The organism is Rhizobium sp. NZLR11, assembly GCF_019685115.1.
In the GTDB taxonomy this organism is placed as follows: Bacteria; Pseudomonadota; Alphaproteobacteria; order Rhizobiales; family Rhizobiaceae; genus Rhizobium.
Genome location: NZ_JABDWD010000015.1, coordinates 33,333 through 53,229, shown reverse-complemented (window position 1 = coordinate 53,229; position 19,897 = coordinate 33,333). Strand labels below are relative to the sequence as shown.

The 19,897-nt window shown below is 61.7% G+C and carries 21 protein-coding genes and 1 pseudogene; 7 read left to right on the top strand and 15 right to left on the bottom strand.

Annotated features, from left to right (window positions below):
- Positions 1-43: 43 nt before the first annotated feature.
- The 4 genes from HJB83_RS23545 to HJB83_RS23530 form a co-directional block, all read right to left on the bottom strand.
- Positions 44-1,150, bottom strand: a complete 1,107-nt coding sequence (locus HJB83_RS23545) for an ABC transporter ATP-binding protein (RefSeq protein ID WP_207580777.1) — start codon at positions 1,148-1,150, stop codon at positions 44-46.
- 4 nt (positions 1,151-1,154) lie between these two features.
- On the bottom strand, positions 1,155-2,099 hold the full coding sequence (locus HJB83_RS23540) for a carbohydrate ABC transporter permease (protein ID WP_207580778.1): 945 nt from the start codon (positions 2,097-2,099) through the stop codon (positions 1,155-1,157).
- Positions 2,092-2,997 (bottom strand): carbohydrate ABC transporter permease, encoded by a 906-nt coding sequence (locus tag HJB83_RS23535; RefSeq protein WP_007629571.1) that lies wholly within the window; start codon positions 2,995-2,997, stop codon positions 2,092-2,094. The genes HJB83_RS23540 and HJB83_RS23535 overlap by 8 nt, the downstream gene beginning before the upstream one ends.
- A 177-nt stretch (positions 2,998-3,174) precedes the next feature.
- Positions 3,175-4,410 carry an ABC transporter substrate-binding protein gene (locus tag HJB83_RS23530; RefSeq protein WP_207580779.1) on the bottom strand — a complete coding sequence of 412 codons (1,236 nt, stop codon included), beginning with the start codon at positions 4,408-4,410 and terminating at the stop codon, positions 3,175-3,177.
- On the opposite strand from HJB83_RS23530, the gene HJB83_RS23525 reads away from it, so the two are divergent.
- The 4 genes from HJB83_RS23525 (at position 4,409) to HJB83_RS23510 (ending at position 7,830) form a co-directional block, all read left to right on the top strand.
- On the top strand, positions 4,409-4,681 hold the full coding sequence (locus HJB83_RS23525) for a hypothetical protein (RefSeq protein WP_221150865.1): 273 nt from the start codon (positions 4,409-4,411) through the stop codon (positions 4,679-4,681). The two genes, HJB83_RS23530 and HJB83_RS23525, sit on opposite strands and share 2 nt — an antisense overlap.
- A gap of 182 nt (positions 4,682-4,863) precedes the next feature.
- Positions 4,864-5,907 (top strand): LacI family transcriptional regulator, encoded by a 1,044-nt coding sequence (locus HJB83_RS23520; RefSeq protein ID WP_207580780.1) that lies wholly within the window; start codon positions 4,864-4,866, stop codon positions 5,905-5,907.
- Between the two features lie 198 nt (positions 5,908-6,105).
- Positions 6,106-6,720 carry a C39 family peptidase gene (locus HJB83_RS23515; RefSeq protein ID WP_207580781.1) on the top strand — a complete coding sequence of 205 codons (615 nt, stop codon included), beginning with the start codon at positions 6,106-6,108 and terminating at the stop codon, positions 6,718-6,720.
- A gap of 33 nt (positions 6,721-6,753) precedes the next feature.
- Positions 6,754-7,830, top strand: coding sequence for a D-alanine--D-alanine ligase family protein (locus HJB83_RS23510; RefSeq protein ID WP_221117163.1), 1,077 nt, complete (start codon positions 6,754-6,756; stop codon positions 7,828-7,830).
- 36 nt (positions 7,831-7,866) lie between these two features.
- Here HJB83_RS23510 and HJB83_RS23505 read toward each other — a convergent pair whose 3' ends face one another.
- From HJB83_RS23505 to gndA, 4 genes and pseudogenes are all read right to left on the bottom strand, one after another.
- Positions 7,867-8,484, bottom strand: a complete 618-nt coding sequence (locus tag HJB83_RS23505; RefSeq protein ID WP_207580783.1) for a class I SAM-dependent methyltransferase — start codon at positions 8,482-8,484, stop codon at positions 7,867-7,869.
- A 96-nt stretch (positions 8,485-8,580) separates the two neighbouring features.
- Positions 8,581-9,071, bottom strand: a pseudogene (locus tag HJB83_RS23500) (GNAT family N-acetyltransferase).
- 52 nt (positions 9,072-9,123) lie between these two features.
- On the bottom strand, positions 9,124-9,618 hold the full coding sequence (locus HJB83_RS23495; protein WP_207584323.1) for a GNAT family N-acetyltransferase: 495 nt from the start codon (positions 9,616-9,618) through the stop codon (positions 9,124-9,126).
- Between the two features lie 219 nt (positions 9,619-9,837).
- Positions 9,838-11,289 (bottom strand): NADP-dependent phosphogluconate dehydrogenase, encoded by a 1,452-nt coding sequence (gene gndA / locus HJB83_RS23490; RefSeq protein ID WP_207580785.1) that lies wholly within the window; start codon positions 11,287-11,289, stop codon positions 9,838-9,840.
- A 205-nt stretch (positions 11,290-11,494) separates the two neighbouring features.
- Between gndA and HJB83_RS23485 the strand changes: the two genes are divergently transcribed.
- From HJB83_RS23485 to HJB83_RS23475, 3 genes are all read left to right on the top strand, one after another.
- Positions 11,495-12,286 carry a helix-turn-helix domain-containing protein gene (locus tag HJB83_RS23485; RefSeq protein WP_207580786.1) on the top strand — a complete coding sequence of 264 codons (792 nt, stop codon included), beginning with the start codon at positions 11,495-11,497 and terminating at the stop codon, positions 12,284-12,286.
- Between the two features lie 70 nt (positions 12,287-12,356).
- Complete coding sequence (locus tag HJB83_RS23480; RefSeq protein WP_164012302.1) at positions 12,357-12,755, top strand: SRPBCC family protein; 399 nt, start codon at positions 12,357-12,359, stop codon at positions 12,753-12,755.
- Positions 12,756-13,115, top strand: coding sequence for a VOC family protein (locus tag HJB83_RS23475; RefSeq protein WP_207580787.1), 360 nt, complete (start codon positions 12,756-12,758; stop codon positions 13,113-13,115).
- Positions 13,116-13,256: 141 nt separating this feature from the next.
- On the opposite strand, the gene HJB83_RS23470 is transcribed toward HJB83_RS23475, so the two are convergent.
- The 7 genes from HJB83_RS23470 to HJB83_RS23440 form a co-directional block, all read right to left on the bottom strand.
- Positions 13,257-13,979, bottom strand: a complete 723-nt coding sequence (locus HJB83_RS23470; protein WP_207584324.1) for a PAS domain-containing protein — start codon at positions 13,977-13,979, stop codon at positions 13,257-13,259.
- A gap of 308 nt (positions 13,980-14,287) precedes the next feature.
- Entirely contained in the window at positions 14,288-15,223 is a 936-nt protein-coding gene (locus HJB83_RS23465) for a lipid A biosynthesis lauroyl acyltransferase (protein ID WP_221117165.1), read from the bottom strand.
- A 7-nt stretch (positions 15,224-15,230) separates the two neighbouring features.
- Complete coding sequence (locus tag HJB83_RS23460) at positions 15,231-16,259, bottom strand: zinc-binding dehydrogenase (protein WP_207580789.1); 1,029 nt, start codon at positions 16,257-16,259, stop codon at positions 15,231-15,233.
- Between the two features lie 57 nt (positions 16,260-16,316).
- A complete protein-coding gene (locus HJB83_RS23455) occupies positions 16,317-17,603 on the bottom strand; it encodes a beta-ketoacyl-ACP synthase (protein ID WP_207580790.1) in 1,287 nt (428 codons plus the stop codon).
- Between the two features lie 12 nt (positions 17,604-17,615).
- Entirely contained in the window at positions 17,616-18,821 is a 1,206-nt protein-coding gene (locus HJB83_RS23450; RefSeq protein WP_221117166.1) for a beta-ketoacyl-ACP synthase, read from the bottom strand.
- Complete coding sequence (locus HJB83_RS23445) at positions 18,818-19,300, bottom strand: 3-hydroxyacyl-ACP dehydratase FabZ family protein (protein WP_049731880.1); 483 nt, start codon at positions 19,298-19,300, stop codon at positions 18,818-18,820. The genes HJB83_RS23450 and HJB83_RS23445 overlap by 4 nt, the downstream gene beginning before the upstream one ends.
- A 117-nt stretch (positions 19,301-19,417) precedes the next feature.
- Positions 19,418-19,696 carry an acyl carrier protein gene (locus tag HJB83_RS23440; RefSeq protein ID WP_003540486.1) on the bottom strand — a complete coding sequence of 93 codons (279 nt, stop codon included), beginning with the start codon at positions 19,694-19,696 and terminating at the stop codon, positions 19,418-19,420.
- Positions 19,697-19,897: the final 201 nt, after the last annotated feature.

Here is a 19,897-nt window from a genome sequence, read left to right as displayed (position 1 = left end):
GCAGCAAGCAGGCGACACCATCCGGCCCCGCCCGCAAAAATCTCTAAAGTCGCAACTCGTTCTCGGCATCGAAGACCGAGGCGACCGTCATGTCGAAGTTCAGTTTCACCTTGGCTCCGACGTTGAAGCGGCGCGCGCCGTTGACCCGTACCGACATCGTGTGACCGGCATGTTTCAGCCACAGAAGGTTGTCCGCGCCCATCGGCTCCTCGATATCGACAGTGGCGTCATGTTCTTCGCCGCCGGCATTCTCGTTGACCTTGATGTGCTCGGGGCGAACGCCGAGCACCACCTTGCGGCCGGGTTGCAGCGTCTCGCTGGCGTCGTAGGCAGCGAGCGAGAAAATGACGCCGTTGGCAGAAAAGGCAATGCCGTCGCCTGTGCTGACCAACTCGCCGTGCAGGAAGTTCATCGACGGCGAGCCGATGAAGCCGGCGACGAAGAGATTGCGTGGTTTGTTGTAGATCGTCGTCGGATCGTCGAGTTGCTGGATGATACCGCTCTTCATGATGGCGATACGGTCGGCGAGCGTCAGCGCCTCGATCTGGTCGTGCGTCACGTAGATCATCGTGTTCTTCAGCGACTGGTGCAGGCGCTTGATTTCGACGCGCAATTCCGAGCGCAGCTTGGCGTCGAGGTTGGACAGCGGCTCGTCGAACAGGAAGACGTCGACATCGCGAACCAGCGCCCGGCCGATCGCCACGCGCTGGCGCTGGCCGCCGGAAAGCTCGGCCGGCTTGCGCTTCAAGAGCGGCTGAATCTGCAGGATCTCGGAGGCACGCGCCACGCGCTTGTCGATCTCGGCCTGCGGCACCTTGGCGACGCGAAGGCCGAAGGAGAGGTTCTTTTCAACCGTCATCTGCGGATAAAGCGCATAGGACTGGAAGACCATGCCGATGCCGCGGTCCTTCGGCTCTTCCCAGGTGACGTTTTTGCCTTTGATGAAGATCTGCCCTTCCGAGGCGTCGAGCAGGCCGGCAATGCAGTTCAGCAAGGTCGACTTGCCGCAGCCGGACGAACCGAGCAGCACCAGGAATTCGCCGTCGTTGATGTCGAGGTTCAGGTCCTTGAGGACGCTGACCGAGCCGAAATTCAGCGACAGATCCCTGATGGAGACACTTGAGTTGGAGACACTTGAATTCATGTTCATGGGATCAACCCTTCACTGCGCCGGCGGCGATGCCACGGACGAAAAGCCGTCCCGACACGAAATAGACGATCAACGGCACGAGACCCGTCAGGATCGTCGCGGCCATGTTGACGTTGTATTCCTTCACGCCCTGGACGGAATTGACGATGTTGTTGAGCTGCACGGTCATCGGATAGGTATCCGGCCGGGTGAAGACCACACCGAACAGGAAGTCGTTCCAGATACCGGTCACCTGCAAGATCATAGCGACGACGAAGATCGGCAGCGACATCGGCACCATGATCTTCAGGAAGATCTGCCAGAAACCCGCGCCGTCGACGCGTGCCGCCTTGAACAGCTCTTCCGGCAAGGACACGAAATAATTGCGAAACAGCAGCGTCAGGATCGGCATGCCGAAGATCGAATGCACGATGACGAGGCCGCTCAGCGTGCCGTAAAGGCCGATTTCGCGAAGGATGATGACGATCGGATAGATCATCACCTGATAGGGAATGAACGCCCCGACGATGAGGATCGAGAAGAACAGCTCGGACCCCTTGAAGCGCCAGTTTGCCAATGCATAGCCGTTCACCGAGGCGATGGCGATCGAGATGATGACCGACGGCACCGTGATGCGCACCGAATTCCAGAACCCGCGCGACAGTCCATCGCAATTGAGCCCGGTGCAGGCCTCCGCCCAGGCCTTCACCCAAGGTTCGAAGGTGATCTCCATCGGCGGCGAGAAAATGTTGCCGAGGCGGATTTCCGGCATGCCCTTCAGCGAAGTCACGACCATCACGTAGAGCGGCAGCAGATAATAGAGTGCCGCAACAGTCAGCGTGCCGTAGAGCATGATGTTGCGCGACGACAGCGCCCGGCGCGGCTTAGCGCCGCTCGGACCTTCGCCGAGTCTCGGTGCAACGGCGTCGATGCCAGCGGCAACGGTATTGAGAGTTCCTGTATCAGCCACGCTTGCGCCCTCCTCCGAATTCCAAATAGGCCCACGGGACGATAATGATCGCGACCGTCACCAGCATCATCGTCGAGGCGGCGAAGCCCTGCCCCAGGTTCTGTGCCTGGAACATGTAGTCGTAGACATATTTCGCTGGCACTTCCGAGGAGATGCCGGGACCGCCAGATGTCTGGGCGACGACAAGATCGTAGACCTTGACGATACCGGAAGCGATGATGACGATCGTCGTGATGAAGACCGGCCGCATCATCGGAATGACGATGAAGAGATAGGTCTTCCACATCGGAATGCCGTCGACGCGCGCCGCTTTCCAGATGTCCTCGTCGATGCCGCGCAAGCCGGCAAGCATCAGGCACATGACCAGACCCGTTCCCTGCCATAGCGCCGCGATCAGGATGCCGTAGATGACAATTTCGGGCGTATAGAGCGGATTGAAGGTGAAGCTCGTCCAGCCGAGCGAACGCACAACCGACTGAATGCCGAAATCGGGATTCAGAATCCACTGCCAGACGAGGCCCGTCACGATGAAGGACAGCGCGAAGGGGTAGAGGAAGATGGTGCGGAACGTATTTTCGAAACGGATCTTCTGATCCATCAGCGCAGCAAGCAGGAAACCGATGACCAGGCTGAAGATCAGCGAAAGAACGCCGTAGAGAGCCAGATTCTCGATCGCCGTTACCCAGCGCGGTGCGGCCCAAAGCCGCTCATACTGATCAATGCCGACGAAGCTCAATCGCGGAAGGAGCTTCGAATTCGTGAAGGAATAAAAGACGGTCCAGAGCGTGCCGCCGACAAAAATCACCAGCGCTGTCAGGATCATCGGAATGGACGCAATCTTGGCATTCAGATTGCGCAGTAACTTGATTGGCCGGCCTGCTTGCGCTTGACCTGTCATGAACACTTCTCCTCAAATCGCAACTGCGACCGGTGACAGAACAAGCCTGGCCCGTCTGCCCATCCCTGCCCCCGGGATTTGCCGGGGATGCCGGAAAGACGCCGCCAGCCGAACATCAGTCCGGGGACACGATCCGGCTCTTGAGAAGCCGGATCGCAAAGGCGGCGAATCTAGCGATCAATCAGCCGAAGCGATGATCCCAGCAAAACGCTTCTGAGCGTCCTCAGGCGTCATCGACGGATTGGCGAAGAATTCGGAGAAGAGGTCTTCCTTCTGCTTCTGGCTGTCTGCCGAAAGCAACTGGTCGGTGCCCTCGATCACGTTGCCCTTGGCCAGGATTTCGAGACCCTTCTTCATGCAATCGTTGGCGGCGGCGAGATCGACGTCGCCGCGAACCGGCAGCGAACCCTTCTTCAGGTTGAAGGCAACCTGGGTCTTGGGATCGAGCAAGGTCTTGGCAAGCACGGCCTGCGCCTTGGACTTTTCGGCGTCCTTCAGCAGCGGGAAATAGAAGGCGTCGCCGCCGGTCGAGATGATCTCGTTGACGCCGAGGCCCGGCAGGCAGGTATAATCGGTACCGGCCTTCTGACCGGCGAGCGCGAATTCACCCTGCGCCCAGTCGCCCATGATCTGACCGCCGGCCTTGCCTGTGATGACGAGGTTGGTGGCCTGGTTCCAGTCCTGGACGTTGCTGCCTTTGGCCATGCGCCGCGCATCGTCGGCCGCCTTGAAGACCTTGGCGATTTCAGGACCGGCAGCAACTTTCGCATCCTTGTCCTTGAAGACCTTGTTGAAGGTATCCTTGCCGGCAACCGCAACCATCAGCACGTCGAACGCGCCTGTCGCCTGCCACGGCTGACCGCCGACGGCGAGCGGAATGATGCCGGCCTTTTCGAGAGCCGGAGCGGAAGCGACGAACTCGTCCCAGTTCTTCGGAACCTCGACGCCGGCCTTCTTGAAGGCGGCATTCGAAAGCCACAGCCACTGCCAGGAGTGGATGTTGACGGGCGCGCAATAGATCTTGCCGTCGATGGTGCAGGAATCGAGCAGGCTCGCCGGACGGATGATGTCCTTCCAGTGCTCTGCGGTCGCCACGTCGGTCAGGTCGCGCATCAGGCCGGCCTGGACGAGTTCCTCAGCCTGGCGGCCATGGTTGAACTGCGTGGCGCCCATCGGGTCGCCGCCGGTGATGCGGCTGATCATGATCGGACGGGCAGTGCCGCCGGAACCGGCGATTGCGCCGTCGACCCAGTGGTTGCCGGTGGCGTCGAATGCCTTAGCCAGCTCGGCGACGGCGGCCGATTCGCCACCTGATGTCCACCAATGCGTGACTTCGAGATCGGTGGCGTTGGCGGCTCCGAACGGAAGCGCGACCGAAGCGGCAAGCATTGCTGCCATAATACGGATTTTCATGAGTTTTCCTCCCTCACTGAAACGTTGCCGGAAAAACTTAGATCAATCGATTTCAGCACGCAACCGTCCGCCTGCAAATTTTTCCACGACAGGCGGAATTGCTACTTGTGCCTGTTTCTGGTCGGACGGTCATTCGCTTAAAGCCGGCATCTTGTCATGCGCTCTCGGAATCGAGCAGTCAGATTATCACAATGAAAACACAGAGAAAATTTTGCCAATCGGTTTTTCTTTCGCCTTATTCCTTTCGCAAGCGCAAAAAAACAAAGCTTGAGCGACGGATTCAACCTATGCGTACAATGCTGCAAAGCACACAAGAAAAAGCCCTCGACATTTCTACTGTATCGTTACAGATTGCATTCCTTAGGGAGGCGCGATTTTGGCAGGCGGCGGGCTTACGGCGCTTGAAAAAGCCTCTATAAGCGACACCAATTCGCGCGAGGCAGGCCTACAGGGATGGAAAACAAGGGAAATTTCGGGCAAGCGGTATCGACGCCGACGGCGCGCGAGCGCCCGACGTTGAAGACGATCGCCTTCATGACCGGTCTCGGCGTGACGACGGTATCGCGCGCCCTGAAGGATGCGCCTGACATCGGAGCGGAGACCAAGGAGCGGGTGCGCATGGTCGCCCGCCAACTCGGCTACCAGCCGAACAGGGCCGGTGTGCGCCTGCGCACTGGCAAGACCAACGTCATCGCCCTCGTCCTCAGCATTGATGAAGAGATCATGGGCTTTTCGAGCCAGATGGTCTTCGGCATTTCCGAGGTCCTGTCCGGCACACCCTATCATATCGTTGTCACGCCGCATTCCCACAGCAAGGATCCGATGCTGCCGGTGCGCTACATCCTCGATACCGGTTCGGCCGACGGCGTCATCATCTCGCGCATCGAGCCGGACGATCCGCGCGTGCGTCTGCTGACCGAGCGCGGCATGCCCTTCGCCACGCATGGGCGCACCGATGCGGGTCTCACCCACCCCTTCCACGATTTCAACAACGAAGCCTTCGCCCACCAGGCGGTGGAACGGCTCGTCAAGCGCGGCCGACGCCGCATCGCCCTGTTGCAGCCGCCAAGCAAGCTCACCTATTACGCCCACATCCGCATCGGCTTCCAGACCGGCCTGCACGATTACGGCGCCGAGGAAGTGCCGCTGCGTATCAACAGCGATGCGCCGCTTGCCGATATCCGCGACGTCGTCGAAGTGATGATGCGCTCGGAAAACGCCCCTGACGGCATCGTCTGTTCGGCCGGCAGCGCGGCGATTGCCGTCAATGCCGGCATCGAGGCTGCCGGCAAGGCGCTCGGCCGCGATCTCGACATGGTGTCGAAGCAATCGGTGCCGATCCTGAACTGGATCCGCCCCGAGATCATCACTGTACAGGAAGACGTGCGCCAGGCTGGCCGCGAAATGGCCAAAGCCGTCATCGCCCGCATCGACGGCGTCGAACCGGAACTGCTGCAGAGCATCAGCCAGCCGATCTGGCCGGAAAGCGGGAAATAGCACGGATTGAGAAGCGCGACCCGTCGGACTTCCCGGCTGACGCCGGAAAACTCATCTTCGGCGGTCCAAATCGGTTCCAGCCGCGCAATGATCTCAGCTCTCCCACGGACTTCACCGCGCTGATCGCAAGCGCGGCATCGCCTCGAAAAAAGCCAAGATTGCCCGCCATCTCACCAGCGTGTCAGGGAGATCGACAGAATGCAGCCGAGCGGCGTGCCCTATTTCAGCCAATGGGAAACACCTGGCATGACGCTGCCGGTGCTTGCTGAGGGATCGCAGGCCCTGTTGCGTGATCCGCTCTGGCGCCGTTCGGGCGCCGGCACGATCGAGGAATATGCGCGCTGGGCGGTCAATGTCTGCGGCATGGCCTGCCTGAAGATGATGCTTGCCGCCCGCGGCGAGATCCATCCGACCCTCGAGCTTGCCCGCGCCTGCACGGCCTATGGCGGTTATGTCGTCAACGAGATCGATGCCTCGATCAAGGGGCTGATCTACGCACCCTTCGTCCGCTTCGCCGCTGACCGATTCGCGCTGAGTGCGGAGACGATGACAGGCGTCGAGACACCGGCCATTCCGGAGCTTCTATCGAAACGGCGCTTCTTCATCGCCTCGGTGCATTCGGGCATCCGCTGGCCGGAGCGTCAGCCACCATCGAAGGGCGGCCATCTGGTGCTAGTGACGTCAGCAAGCGACGAGACGATCCGCTTCCACAACCCGTCCGGCCATGACGAGGCGAGCCAGGCCGATGTGACGCTGCCGCTCGCCCTCTTCGACTGCTTCTTCGCCAATCGCGGCATATCTGTCGACGCCTGACCTTTTCAACACCAGATCGCTTCGGAGGCTTGCATGACCCCTTCCCCAAACAGGCTGCGCATCGCCGTGCTCTTCGGCGGCCGCTCGGCCGAGCATGAGGTTTCCATCCTTTCGGCAACCAACGTCATGGGCGCGCTCAAGCCCGAAAAATATGACGCCATCCCCGTTTTCATCACCCGGGAGGGACAATGGCTGATGAGCAATTTCGAGGGCGGCATACTAGCGACACCGTCATCAGGCGTCGAAATCTGCCTCGTTCCGGGCGGAAAGGGCCGGATGCTGGCAATCCCGGCCCATGGGGCGCCGCATGAATTGCCGGGGATCGACATCCTGTTTCCCGTGCTGCACGGCCTGCATGGCGAAGACGGATCGGTGCAGGGTCTGGCGGAGGTGGCGCGCGTTCCACTCGCCGGCTGCGGCATCCTCGGCTCGGCCGCAGCGCTAGACAAGGACATCGCCAAGCGTCTGCTGAAGGCGGCGGGTCTGCCGGTGGCGCGCGCGGTGGCGATCCGGGAGGACGCGGCTCCATCGCTTGCCGCGCTCGAAGGCGAATTGGGCCTGCCGCTGTTCATCAAGCCGGCGCGGCAGGGATCGTCGGTCGGCGTCGCCAAGGTTCATGCCAGCCAAGAATTCGCGGGCGCTCTTGCCGAGGCCTTCCGCCACGATCGGATACTGCTCGCCGAGGAGTTCGTTGCCGGCCGCGAGATCGAATTCAGCGTGCTGGAGGATGCGGCAGGCGAACTCTTCGTCTCCCGGCCGGGCGAGATCGTGCCGGCCGAAAGCCACGGCTTCTACAGCTACGAAGCCAAATATATCGACGAGAAGGGCGCGGCGCTGAAAGTCCCGGCCGAACTGCCTGAGGATGTCGAGGCTGCCATGCGCGACATGGCCGCAAGGGCCTTCCGGGCGGTCGGCTGCGACGGCATGGCCCGCGTCGACTTTTTCCTGACGGACGACATGCAGTTCCTCGTCAATGAGATCAACACCATCCCCGGCTTTACCAATATCAGCATGTATTCCAAGGCGATGGCGGCAAGCGGCGTCGGCTACGCCGAGATCATCGAGAGGCTCATCGATCACGGCCTGGCGCGCGCCGGTCGGGCTGCCTGACACAGCGCCGGACGCCAGCTATAGGCCAGTCAGAGCTCAGCGCCTGCGAAAGACGCACCACTGGAACGACTGCCAGCGGCCGCCGGGTGTCGTGTGCTCCTCGCGCCAGTCGCGCTGAGGCGCGAAGGCAGACGAGAATTCACCCGCAAGCGCGGCCGCGTCGTAACGTTGGACCGGCAAACCACTGCACCGTTCCGGCCCGTCCGGTGCGAAGGTGGCGATGATCACGGCGCTGCCCGACGCCGTGCCGATTTCGAGCGCGTGGCGATAAGCCAGCCGCTGCTCGGGCTCGGTGAGGAAGTGAAAGACGGCGCGGTCGTGCCACACGTCGTACTGGCGCTCCGGTCTCCATGCGGTGACATCATCAATCACCCAGGCGACGCGGGCGGTCTCGTCCCCCAGCCGTGCCTTGGCGAGGTCGAGCGCCGGCGCGGCGATATCGAGAACGGTGAGATCGGACCATCCGCGCTCGACAAGCCGGTCGACAAGGCTCGATGCACCGCCGCCCACATCGATCAGCGAGGCCGAAACCGGCAACCGCAACTCGTCAAGCGCCCGCAAGGAAGGCTCGGGCGTCGGCTGATACCAGCTGACGCTGTCGGCAGCTTTGGTGCGGTAGACCTCGTCCCAGTGCTCCCGCTTCGTCTCCGTCATCAGGCATCCCCATTGTCTTGCGGCACCGCTTGCTAACCGATCAACATGTAAGAACGGAGACGTCTGCCGCCAAGCGCCGTTCCTATGACCATTTTCTCAGGACGCGAGATGACGATAAACGAGGTCCGCGGGATCAGTCCGGGGTGCAGTCAGATCGAGACGCCCGCCCAGCCGCTCCGTAACGGCAATCGAAGCGGCATTGCCGGGAGCGATATAGCTGACGAGCGACGGCAGACCCAGGCTTGCAAAGGCCCAGTCCCGTAACGCCAGGGCCGCTTCGGTCGCATAGCCTCTGCCCTCATAGCCCTCATAGACGAACCATCCCAGTTCCCTTTCCGGAAAGAGCGGCCCATGATTGATCCGACCTGCCCGACGCATTCGCCGGGCTCGGCAACGTCGATCATCAGCGCCCCGTGCCCGAAAAGCTGCCAGAGCGCCACGTCGTGACAGAACATTCCCCAGGCCGCGCGCAGATCAAACGGCCCGCCCATTCCAACCGATCGCGGCGAGGCCATCAGCCGCGCATAGGCGGCGAAATCGTCCCTGTCGGGCATGCGGAGCCTAAGACGCTCGGTCTGGATGATCATCACGCCCGTTTAGACATGTTGTCGCCGTCTGCTGGAAGTTGGAGCGGAGCCGCTAGCCTTCAAACGCCGCAGAAAATTGAAGCGTCCCGCACGGCGCCGGCCCGCGAAGGACAATCCACTGCACCAGCCGCCTATCGACATCGAGATAGCGTAGTTGCCCGTCGCTGCTGAATCCGGCGCGGCTATAGATGTCGGGATTGCCGATCAGCGCGCACCCGCTGGCGGCCATCTCCTCCAGCAATTCCAGTCCTCTGGCGATCAGCGCCTTGCCGATGCCCTGCCGCTGTCTCTCCGGCTTGACCGATATCGGGCCCAGTCCGAACCATCCCGCATGCCCACCGTCGATTGTCACCGGCGAAAACGCGACATGCCCCAGAATCTCGCCTTCTTCTTCAGCAACCAGCGATATCGTCAGATCGCCTGCCGCGCGAAGCCTCCGAACAATCTCCGCCTCCGTGCCGTCGCTGTAAGGCGTCGACTTAAAGGCAATCGATGTCAGATCGTGGATCGCACCGATATCCGCCAGCGTTTCATATCGGATAAGCATCTCGGTCAATTCCTCATCCTGATCGCTCGCAGATTCTATGCAAGGAAAGTCGAAGGCCAGCAAGCCGGGTTCGTCCAGCGGCAGTTGCGCCAAGACCTGCCCTTCCGGGTTCAGCACCGCCGTCGGCCTCTTTCGGACGGCTCGCCGCCGGAGCGGCTCAAACCACGAAAAAGCCCGGCGCGACGGCCGGGCTCTTCGTTGATGTCGTCTCAGCAAACCTTAGAAAGTCGAGGCACCGCTGCCCCAGGGGCCGTGGTGGAAATCCTTGCCATCCAGGCGGTCGAAGCCGTGGGCGCCGAAGAAATCGCGCTGGGCCTGGATGAGGTTGGCGGTTCCCCTGCCCTGGCGATAGGCGTCGAAATAGGTGAGTGCCGAGGACAGCGCCGGCACCGGCAGGCCTGCCGAAATGGCAGCTGTGACGACACGGCGCAGCGCCGGGATCGATTCCTTGACCATGTCGGAGAAGGCCGGCGTGACGATCAGGTTTGCTGCGTCGGGCGCCTTGGTGAAGGCCGAGGTGATCTCATCGAGGAACTGCGAGCGGATGATGCAGCCGGCGCGCCAGATCCTGGCAATCGTCGGCATCGGCAGCGACCAGTTGAACTCGCGCGACGCTTCCGCCATTACCGCGAAGCCCTGCGCATAGGCGCCGATCTTGGCGGCAAACAGCGCCAGCTCCAGATCCTTGTTGAGCTCGGGGCCGTAAGCGATCGGGAAGGATACCGCCTGCTTGCCGAAGATCTTTTCGGCGGCTTCGCGCTGCGACTTCATCGAGGAGAGGCTGCGGGCAGCGACTGCGGCTTCGATCGCCGTCGCCGGAATGCCCATGTTCTGCGCCTCGATCGCCGACCACTTGCCGGTGCCCTTCTGACCAGCCTTGTCGAGGATCATGTCGACCATCGGCCCGCCGGAAACCGGATCGGTGGCGGCAAGCACCTTCTCGGAAATCTCGATCAGGTAGGAGTTCAGGCGGCCCTTGTTCCACTCGCCGAAGATGCCGGAGATGTCGGAGGCAGTCTTGCCGAGGCCGTCGCGCAGGATGCCGTAGATTTCGGCGATCATCTGCATATCGGCGTATTCGATACCGTTATGGATGGTCTTGACGAAATGGCCGGCGCCGTCATTGCCGAGCCAGGCGACACAGGGCTCGTCATTGTAGCGGGCGGCGATCGAGGTCAGCACCTTCTCGACGCGCGTCCAGGATTCCTCCGTGCCGCCGACCATGATCGACGGGCCGTGGCGCGCACCTTCCTCGCCGCCGGAAACACCCATGCCGATGAAGGTCAGATCGGTATTCTTCAAGCGGTCGAAGCGGGCGACGGTGTCGCGGAAATTGGCGTTGCCGGCATCGATCATGATGTCGCCCTTGGACAGATGCGGGCGCAGCAACTCCATCTGTTGGTCAACGGGATCGCCCGCCTTGATCATGATGATGATCGGGCGCGGCGGCCGGATCGCATCGACGAACTCTTCGATGGTCTTGCACGGAATGATCTGTTTTTTCAGATCGCCGGCGCTTTCGTAGAATTCGTCGGTTTTCTCAGGCGTACGGTTGAAGACCGCAATTTTATTGCCTTTCTCGGCGATGTTGAGCGCCAGGTTGGAGCCCATGACCGCAAGACCGATCAGTCCAATTTCTGCCTTTTCCACGACAAACCTCCGATGTGTCATTTGGACCGGTGTTGTGGCACTGTCTCGGTCAAACGGCAAGTCTCGCAAGGGTCTAATCGGTTCGCAAAAGCCAATGAAATGAAGCTTGCAATATCCCGGCTTGTCCGACAACCGCTTGCGCCGGCTCATCGGCAACCAAGTTTTCTCGCGCCCTGCCCTTGATGCCCTATCTGATGGTATCATCCACATTTCGGGAGATATCGCGTTGGTCTCGGAAAAACGAAAAGATACGGCTCTGCTCGCGGCCCGCGCCGGCCGCTACCGCGAATGTGCGCCACCGCCGCCGCTGCGGCGCCATTTCAGCCGGCTCTGGTCGCATGCGTTCCATGACGGACCACCGGCAATGGTGGCGATCGTGCCGGACGGTTATTGCGATCTCCTTTGGATCGATGGCCGGCTGGTTGTCGCCGGTCCCGACAGGACAGCGGCCTTTCCCGTCCTCCGGCCTGGCGCGACGGTCATCGGCGCACGTTTTGCGCCGGGCGCCGCGGCACCGTGGTTGAAGACGCCGCTTTCGGCGCTTGTCGGCTGCTCGGTGCCTCTTGCTGACATCGGCCGGAAGGACGCGGCCGAATTCGAGGCGCGGCTTGGCGAATGTCGCGATCCTTCGGTCGCCATGGCGCTGTTTGGCCGCTTGCTGGAAGAGGCCATCCGCGATGAGGACGAACCTGCCCGGGATGCCGCCATTATCTTCACCGCCGCCGACAGCGGTCGCCCGGCATCCGGTCTGTTTGGCCGGCTTGGCATGAGCGAAAGGCAGTTACGCCGCCGCTGCCACCATCATTTCGGCTATGGCGCGAAGACGCTGGAACGGATCCGCCGATTCCAGCGTTTCCTCGACTTCTGCCGCAGCTCGGACACGATGCCGCTTGCCAGCCTCGCACTCGAAGCGGGCTTTGCCGATCAGGCCCACATGACGCGCGAGGTCGGCGAGTTCTCTAGCCTGACACCCGCCGTCGTTCTCGGCCAGCTCAGCATCTCGAAAAGGCCAAGCTGACCGTTTTGTTCAAGACGCCGCGGATCGGCCTGTTATTACAGCCAGACCAAATGCCAAGGACCTGCAAGCCATGTCGACGATGCCTGCGAAAATCATCCACCAATCGATCGAGCGCGACTGGCGCGACGTCTATGATTTCGCCGGCAAGCCGGAGAACATGCCGCTCTGGGCCTCCGGACTTGCGAGCGGCCTCGTGCCAAACGGCGCCGACTGGATTGCCCATGGCGCGCTGGGCACCGTCAAGGTGAGCTTCGTGCCCACCAATGAATTCGGCGTGATCGACCACACGGTGACGATCGAATCTGGCCTCAGGGTCTATAATGCGCTGCGCATCGTGCCGAACGGCGATGGCTGCGAGGTCATGTTTACGCTGTTGCGCCTGCCCGGCATGACCGATGCGCAGTTTTCAGCCGATGCCGCCCATGTCGAGAAGGATCTCGCCATGCTTAAAGCCCTGATGGAGAGATAGATGGCCGAGAAGTCAGAAAACCACGATCGCCGCATCGATTATGTCGAATTCAACGTCGCCGACATCGCCGCCGCCAAAGCCTTCTACGGCTCGGCCTTCGGCTGGCGTTTCACCGACTACGGCCCGAACTACTGCGAATTCGACGATGGCCGGCTGAAAGGCGGCTTCACCGATTACGGACCCGTGCGGCCGGGCGGCCCGCTTGTTGTCGTCTATGCCAGGGATCTCGAAGACGTGCTGACGTCGGTCGAGAGGGCTGGCGGCACGATCGTCCGGCCGATCACCGATTTTCCCGGCGGCCGCCGCTTCCACTTCCTCGACCGCGACGGGTATGAACTCGCCGTCTGGGCGACTGCCTGAAGGCGGCTGGCTGGTCGTGGGCAGCCAGTTGATCAGCTATAGAGCATGATGCCGAAAAGTGTGCGCGGTTTTCTTATGACATCATGCTCCAACTCTCTAATTTAGAACAGGATTCAGATTTCAGGCCGACCCGGCCTAAAATCATTCTGTTCCAATTGGTCGCTGCCGATCGATATCCTCCATGACGAGCAGCGCGCCGATCACCGTACCACCCGCATCGCGCAACGGCGACATGCGACAGCGCACCTGCCCCGATCCGGCACCGCCGCCCGGGCACTCATAGGCATAGTCGACCTGCTCACCGGCAAAGCAGGCGTCGAGCTTGTATTTGGCGCACGCGGCAAACAGCTCCTCTCCGATGAATTCGGAAAGGTGCCGTCCGATGAGTTCCATCGGCTTCTTGTCGAGATCGGCGCAGTTGGCTGGATTGGAATAGAGGTAGCGGTAATCCCGTGTCAGCACCGCGACGCGGTCCGGCAGGGTTTCGAGGATCGCAGCATTGAGAAACTGACCGTTGTCGGTATCCGGCACATAGGCTGCCGGCGGCTCGATACGCACGTCCTGCGGCGAAGGCACGCGCCAGTCTGGGCCATGTGTGCCGAAATAGCGGTCGAGCAGATAGGAAAGCACCGTCGTGTGCTCGGTGACGCTGGCGCTGTCGTCGGCGTCCTGGCTAATCAAGTGGCTCACAAACTGCAGTTGCATGTAGACTTCGAGCAGATTGACCGCCCGATGGGCGAGGATGGCCTCGACCAGCGGTTCGACATGCCGGTCGAGCGCCGTGACGCGCTGATCGTCGCCCACCCGTATGGCATCCTCGATCTGCGTGCAACGCAAGGAAAAAGCTCGAAAAAGCTCCAGCAAAACGCCTCCCATCCCACTGTCCCAAGAGACGAGTCCGAAACCTCACGGCGCATCATCTCCACTGCATAATTCTATCCTTAAATCGGAATCGATTTAAAAATAAAGTATACAGCAATTCAAAGTACTACAGCGTCCTTTGCGCGTCCAAAAGTCGCGCGGCGCTGTAGAATGCGCCCTACGGTAAATATTATTCGCGTCTTGGTGGTGACGGGTAACATGAAGTGCCCTCAGTTTCAATCCGAGAGCACCTGCCGCTTTTCACCGCTCATAAATGAGGGTGGACGTTTCTGCAGCATGATGCCGAAAGTCTAGGAGCTGAGCGTCTGCTTGATCTGCCAGCGGTCGTGATACCAAAGCCACTGCTCCGGGTATTCCCGCACCCAGCTTTCCACCTTGTCGTTGAGCAACTGGGCGGCCGCCGGCAGGTCGAGAGTGCCTCTGGCGTCGCGCGGCATGTCCAGCCGCGGCTCGATTTCCAGCCGATAGCGATTACCGGGCAGACGGATGCAACGCGCCGGATAGACCTCGCAGTCGAACTGGCGCACCAGCTTCGGCAGCAGCGGATTGGTCTTGACCTCGCGCCCGAAGAAGATCCCCTTCAGCCCCTTGCGGAATTTCTGATCGACTAGCACGCCCACGCCTTGGCCTGCTTCCAGCTGACGGGCGAGCGCGAAGGAGGAGCCGGCATGCGAGGGCACCAGCTTGCCCATGCGCGCGCTCCTGAAATCGAAGACCTTCTTGGCGATATAGGGATTGTTCGGCGGCCGGAAGAGCACGGTCACATGAAGTCCGAAGGCGGCCCCCGCCACCGGCAGCAGCTCAAAATTGGCGGTATGGCCGGTAAAGACGATGAAGGGGCGCGGATTGTCGCGCAGATCGAGGAAGATCGGGATGCCCGACACCTCCACTCTGCCCGGCTCCGGTTTTTCGGGGTCATAGTCGAACAGCTGGTCGAGAAAGACGTATTCGGCCGCAAGCCGGCCCATATTGCCCCAGCTTGCCAGCGCGATCTCTTCGATCTCGGCCTCGCTCTTCTCAGGAAAGGCGTTGCGCAGATTGGTCAGCATCAGTCTGTGGCGGCTGGTCAGCCGGCCGAGGCGGCGCATCGTCCTGTCGGCGAAGCGGATCGCGCCATCGGCCGGAAACAGCTTCAGGAAATTCAGGAAGCCGAACATCACCTGCGCCACCAGCCACTGCTGGAAGTGCCTGAGCGCCAGGACGATCCGGGTGATGAACAGCTTCACTTGGGGCTCAATCCATCTTCAGGATGATCTTGCCGAAGATCTGGCGCGATTCCATCCGCTCGAGCGCCCGGTCGATATCGCTGAAGCTGACCTCGGTGTCGATGACGGGATGCACGAGCCCGCGGCCCATCTTCTGCATCGCATTCGCCATGTTCTCCATGCGGCAGCCGAACGAGCCGAAGAGCTTCAATTGCTGCTGGAACAGCATCATCAGGTTCATCTCTGTGGAAACACCCGAGGTCGAGCCGCAAGTGACGAGGCGCCCACCGCGCTTCATGCAGAGCATCGAGCCTGCCCAGGTGTCCTTGCCGACATGTTCGAAGACGACGTCGACGCCCTTCTTCTTGGTGAGCTTGCGCACCACGCCTTCGAAACGGTCGGTGCGATAGTTGATGACGTGATCGGCGCCGAGCGCCCTGGCCTTTTCGATCTTGTCGTCCGAACCGACCGTGGTGATGACGGTGCAGCCGATCTTCTTGGCAAGCTGGATCGCCGCCGTGCCGATGCCGGAGCCGCCGGCATGGACGAGAATGGTTTCGCCGGGTTCGAGCTTGGCATTGTCGAACAGCATGTGCTCGACCGTCCCGAAGGTGACGGGAGCAAGCGCTGCACCGATCGCATCGACGCCGGGAGGAGCCGGCACCAACAGGCGCGCGGGAAGGTTGACCTTCTCCTGCGCAAAGCCGTCGAGATGGAAGCCGTGCACGCCGGAGACATGTTCGCAGAGATTGTCGCGGCCTTCGCGGCATGGGCTGCAGAGGCCGCAGGTGCGCGCGCCGTAGATCGAGACGAGCTGGCCGGGCAGCACGTTGGCGACACCCGGGCCGATCGATTCCACGACACCGGAAGCCTCCGCACCGATGACCAGCGGCATCTTGCGCTTGGCGAAGGCCATGCCGCGCCAGCCCCAGAGATCGATATGGTTGAGTGCCACCGCCTTGACGCGCAGCGTCACCTCCCCGGCTGCAGGCGCGTCCGGTTCCGGCAGGTCGGTGATCTCAAGCTTGCGGTCATCGATCAGTTGCAAAGCGCGCATGGCAAAATCCCTCGCCTAGACGGCGTCATCTCGTCTCAAAAATGTGTCGGGAACCGCTTAAGCCGGTTCGAGCGCCATGACAAGGCTGGCATTCTGCCCGCCGAAGCCGAAGGAGTTAGAAAGCACGGCTGAAACCTGTGCTTGCCGCTTCTTGTTCGGCACGACATCGAGAACGATCGACGGATCGGGATTGGTATAGTTGATCGTCGGCGGCAACGTGCCGGTCAGCATCGTCTGCAGCGAGAACACCGCCTCGACAGCACCCGCCGCCGTCAGCGTATGACCGATCATCGACTTGTTCGACGAAACCGGGATGCCGACGATCCGTTCGCCGAAGACGGCCGACATCGCCCCATATTCCATCTTGTCATTCTCGGGCGTCGAAGTGCCATGGGCATTGATATAGCCGATGCCGCTCTCGTCGATGCCGGCATCGGCAAGCGCCGCGCGGATCGTCGCGATTGCCGGGCCGCCATCCGGCGACGACCGGGTGCGGTGAAAGCTGTCGGCCTTGTCGCCGGCGCCCTTCATGATGCCGAGCACCTTGGCGCCACGGGCGACCGCCGCTTCCAGCGATTCCAGCACCAGCGTCGCTGCACCTTCGGCGATGACGAAACCGTCGCGATCCTTGCTGAACGGCTTGGAGGCCTTGGTCGGCGGGTCGTTCTGGGTCGAAAGAGCCGACAGTAGCGAGAAGCGGATCAGCGCTTCGGCGCTCAGCGATCCGTCGGTTGCAACCGTCAGCGCTCGGGTCGTCCGGCCCTGGCGGATTGCCTCGATGCCGAGTTGGATCGCCGTGACGCCGGAGGCGCAGGCGGTCGACAGCGTGACGGGAAGACCGCGCGTGCCGAACCGGTCGGCAAGGCGCTCGGAAATCGCGCCGAACAGGGCTGCCTCATGGAAGGCCGGGTCCGGGCGCTGACGCAGCGCCGTCAGGAAACGCTCATAGGCATCACCGGGATGCTCGGAGGCCGGCGAACGGTCGGCAAGCTCGAAACGCGCGCTCCATTCCGGTTCGATCGGCGGGGCGGCAAGGAACAGCGGGCCGTTGAAATCGCCGGAAAGGCCGGCATTGGCCAGCGCCTCGATCGTCGTTTCGCGGGCGAAAGCGTAAGAGCGCTCGACGGCATTTGGTACCGGGATGCCGATAAAATCGACGGTGCCGGCGATCCGCGTCGACAATCCCTCGGTCGGAAAACGGTTGATCTCGTGAATGCCCGACGTGCCTGACGAAAGCGCTGCCCAGTTGTCGCTGAGGCCCTGACCGAGCGAGGTGATGATACCCATGCCGGTCACGGCCACGATCGGACGGCCAAGGTGATCCTTGTAAGCGGAAGCTGTCATATCTTTCACTCCTCACGCATTTGCGGAAAGAACGGCGACGCCCTCGCCGCGCTGGTGCCCGACCGCGGTCACGACGGCGGCGGTGGCGCCTGCCCGCATCGGCGCCTCATGGGCGGCGTCAAAGGGCGGAACCTTGGCCTTGCCGTCGACGGCAAGCGCCGCAAGCGCCAGACCCAGCGTGAACTGCGTCTCGATCGTATGGCCGGTGACGCCACTAAAGCCGCGGATCGCAACGTCGGGCAATTGATGTTCGAGCACCGCCCGCTCGCGGGCGGCAAGATCGTGCATGCCGGTCGAGCCGGAAAAGATCGCCGTGCTTTCGGTCGCAAGCCCCGTGGCCGGTGCCAGGAGCCGCTCCAGCCGGGCTTCGAGATTGCCGGCATTGCGGTTGCCGCGGTCGCCCTCGACCGCGTCGATCACGGCATAGATATGCGCGCCGCGAGCTTCCGCATGCTGGCGCGATTCGAGCACCAGGAAGGCGCCTGCCGAGCCGGTGATCATGCCGCCGCCGTCGCTGGGTCTGCGCGACCAGAGCGGCACCCAGTCGCCGCGCGCATGGGCGCCGATCGCTTCGGTGAGCAGGATCATGTCCGGCCGCTCCGCCGCGAAGGCGCCGCCGACCAACGCATGCGAGGATTCGCCTGATTTGATGCGATAGAAGGCAGTCTCGACGGCTGAGATTCCGGCCGCTTCCTCGCCCATGAAGGTGCGCGACGAGCCTGTGACCTTGTGCACAATCGAGATGTTGCCGGCGAGCAGGTTGGAAAGCTGGGCGAGGAACAGCGTCGGCCTCAACTCCGTCGTCAGCTTCTCGTTCAGCAGCAATTCGCGGTCGTTGCGCTTCAGGGCCTCGTCGACGATCAGTGTATCGACATTGATATCGCGCTCGCCGCCGCCGGCCGCCACGATCATATCCATCGCGCCGCAGGCCTCGAGATCGTCCTTGAAACCGGCATCGTCTAGTGCCAAGCCCGCGGCGAAGACACCGATGCGCTGCCAGTTTTCCATCTGGCGCTGATCGCCGCGCTTAGCGATCTGCTGCGACCAGTCGATCTCGGGCAGCGGATGCACCGGATAGGGCTTGAACTTCTCGGTCTCGACGATCGTCTTGGGCGCGCTTGCCGCCGAAAGCAGCGAGATATGCGCATCCTTGCCGACGCCCTGACAGGTGACGATGCCTATACCAGAGATGACGACGTCGTTTGCAGCCTTGCTCATCCAATCACTCCCTGCGCCGCGATCGCTTCGAGAAGCCCAATCTCGCCGGCACGTTTCTTCACGATATCGCCGAGCGGCACCTCGGAAAACGGCATGGTGCGAAGCTTCAGCTGCGCATCGCAGACCTTCTTGCCGGCGCTGGTGATTTTAGCCTTGGTAACGGCGAAACCCGAACCGTCGTGCTCGAGCACCGCCTCGATGTCGAGCACGGCTTCCGGTTCGACGAAAGTGCGCATCTTGGCCCCGTCGACCGTCATCAGGAAGGGCATGGCGGCGAAATTGGTCACGGCAAGCACCAGCATGCCGGAGGCCTGCGCCATGGTTTCGATCAGGAGCACGCCAGGAACCAGCGGCATACCAGGAAAGTGGCCCTCAAAGACGGGGCTCTTGGCCGGCACGACGGATCGCGCCTTCAGCGTGCCCTTCTTCAGGTCCACCGCTTCGACGCGGTCAATCATCTGGAAATATTCCAGCAGCATTCGGATCCTCCGGCCCGACAGGCCAGATCCGCCCGCCGGTGACGCCTACTTAGGAACGAAACCGCCCGGCCGCCATATTCAAGGCGGCAGGGCGGTCAAAAAAGATTGATATGTCGCTCAGGCCTTGGCGGCTTTGAGCTCGTCGATCTTGGCGCAGAGGTTCTTCAGCACGAAATATTCTTCGGTGGAAACCTTGCCCTCATTGACTTCCTGCGTCCACTTTTCGAGCGGGATCTTGATGCCGAATTCCTTGTCGATCGCAAAGACGATGTCGAGGAAATCGAGGCTGTCGATACCGAGGTCGTCGATCGTATGGCTCTCCGGCGTGATCGTCGCACGATCGATCTCGCTGGTTTCTGCAATAATGTCGGCAACTTTATCGAATGTAGCGGTCACGCGCTGTACCTCATGAAATGACGATTTAAACCCCTCATAGGCAAATCCATTTCAAAAGCCAATGCTTTCATCCGGGCGTGGCGGCAATTTGCCCGCTGGGTGTTGCCTAAACAGCAATGGAAGCGGCCTTTGCCGTCACCCGAGGCGGGAGGCGATGCCGCTGCAGAAAACCCCGTCGGCTCGAGCAGAGTAAAGAAGCCG

What these genes read in the sequence shown, in the direction of transcription:
- HJB83_RS23530 (WP_207580779.1), bottom strand. Translation starts at nt 4,410, where the DNA reads ATGAAAATCCGTATTATGGCAGCAATGCTTGCCGCTTCGGTCGCGCTT.
- HJB83_RS23495 (WP_207584323.1), bottom strand. Translation starts at nt 9,618, where the DNA reads ATGCTTATCCGATATGAAACGCTGGCGGATATCGGTGCGATCCACGAT.
- HJB83_RS23525 (WP_221150865.1), top strand. Translation starts at nt 4,409, where the DNA reads ATGAGTTTTCCTCCCTCACTGAAACGTTGCCGGAAAAACTTAGATCAA.
- HJB83_RS23450 (WP_221117166.1), bottom strand. Translation starts at nt 18,821, where the DNA reads ATGAGCAAGGCTGCAAACGACGTCGTCATCTCTGGTATAGGCATCGTC.
- HJB83_RS23445 (WP_049731880.1), bottom strand. Translation starts at nt 19,300, where the DNA reads ATGCTGCTGGAATATTTCCAGATGATTGACCGCGTCGAAGCGGTGGAC.
- HJB83_RS23460 (WP_207580789.1), bottom strand. Translation starts at nt 16,259, where the DNA reads ATGCGCGCTTTGCAACTGATCGATGACCGCAAGCTTGAGATCACCGAC.
- HJB83_RS23455 (WP_207580790.1), bottom strand. Translation starts at nt 17,603, where the DNA reads ATGACAGCTTCCGCTTACAAGGATCACCTTGGCCGTCCGATCGTGGCC.
- HJB83_RS23480 (WP_164012302.1), top strand. Translation starts at nt 12,357, where the DNA reads ATGTCGACGATGCCTGCGAAAATCATCCACCAATCGATCGAGCGCGAC.
- HJB83_RS23535 (WP_007629571.1), bottom strand. Translation starts at nt 2,997, where the DNA reads ATGACAGGTCAAGCGCAAGCAGGCCGGCCAATCAAGTTACTGCGCAAT.
- HJB83_RS23505 (WP_207580783.1), bottom strand. Translation starts at nt 8,484, where the DNA reads ATGACGGAGACGAAGCGGGAGCACTGGGACGAGGTCTACCGCACCAAA.
- HJB83_RS23515 (WP_207580781.1), top strand. Translation starts at nt 6,106, where the DNA reads ATGCAGCCGAGCGGCGTGCCCTATTTCAGCCAATGGGAAACACCTGGC.
- HJB83_RS23475 (WP_207580787.1), top strand. Translation starts at nt 12,756, where the DNA reads ATGGCCGAGAAGTCAGAAAACCACGATCGCCGCATCGATTATGTCGAA.
- HJB83_RS23545 (WP_207580777.1), bottom strand. Translation starts at nt 1,150, where the DNA reads ATGAACATGAATTCAAGTGTCTCCAACTCAAGTGTCTCCATCAGGGAT.
- gndA (WP_207580785.1), bottom strand. Translation starts at nt 11,289, where the DNA reads ATGACACATCGGAGGTTTGTCGTGGAAAAGGCAGAAATTGGACTGATC.
- HJB83_RS23520 (WP_207580780.1), top strand. Translation starts at nt 4,864, where the DNA reads ATGGAAAACAAGGGAAATTTCGGGCAAGCGGTATCGACGCCGACGGCG.
- HJB83_RS23510 (WP_221117163.1), top strand. Translation starts at nt 6,754, where the DNA reads ATGACCCCTTCCCCAAACAGGCTGCGCATCGCCGTGCTCTTCGGCGGC.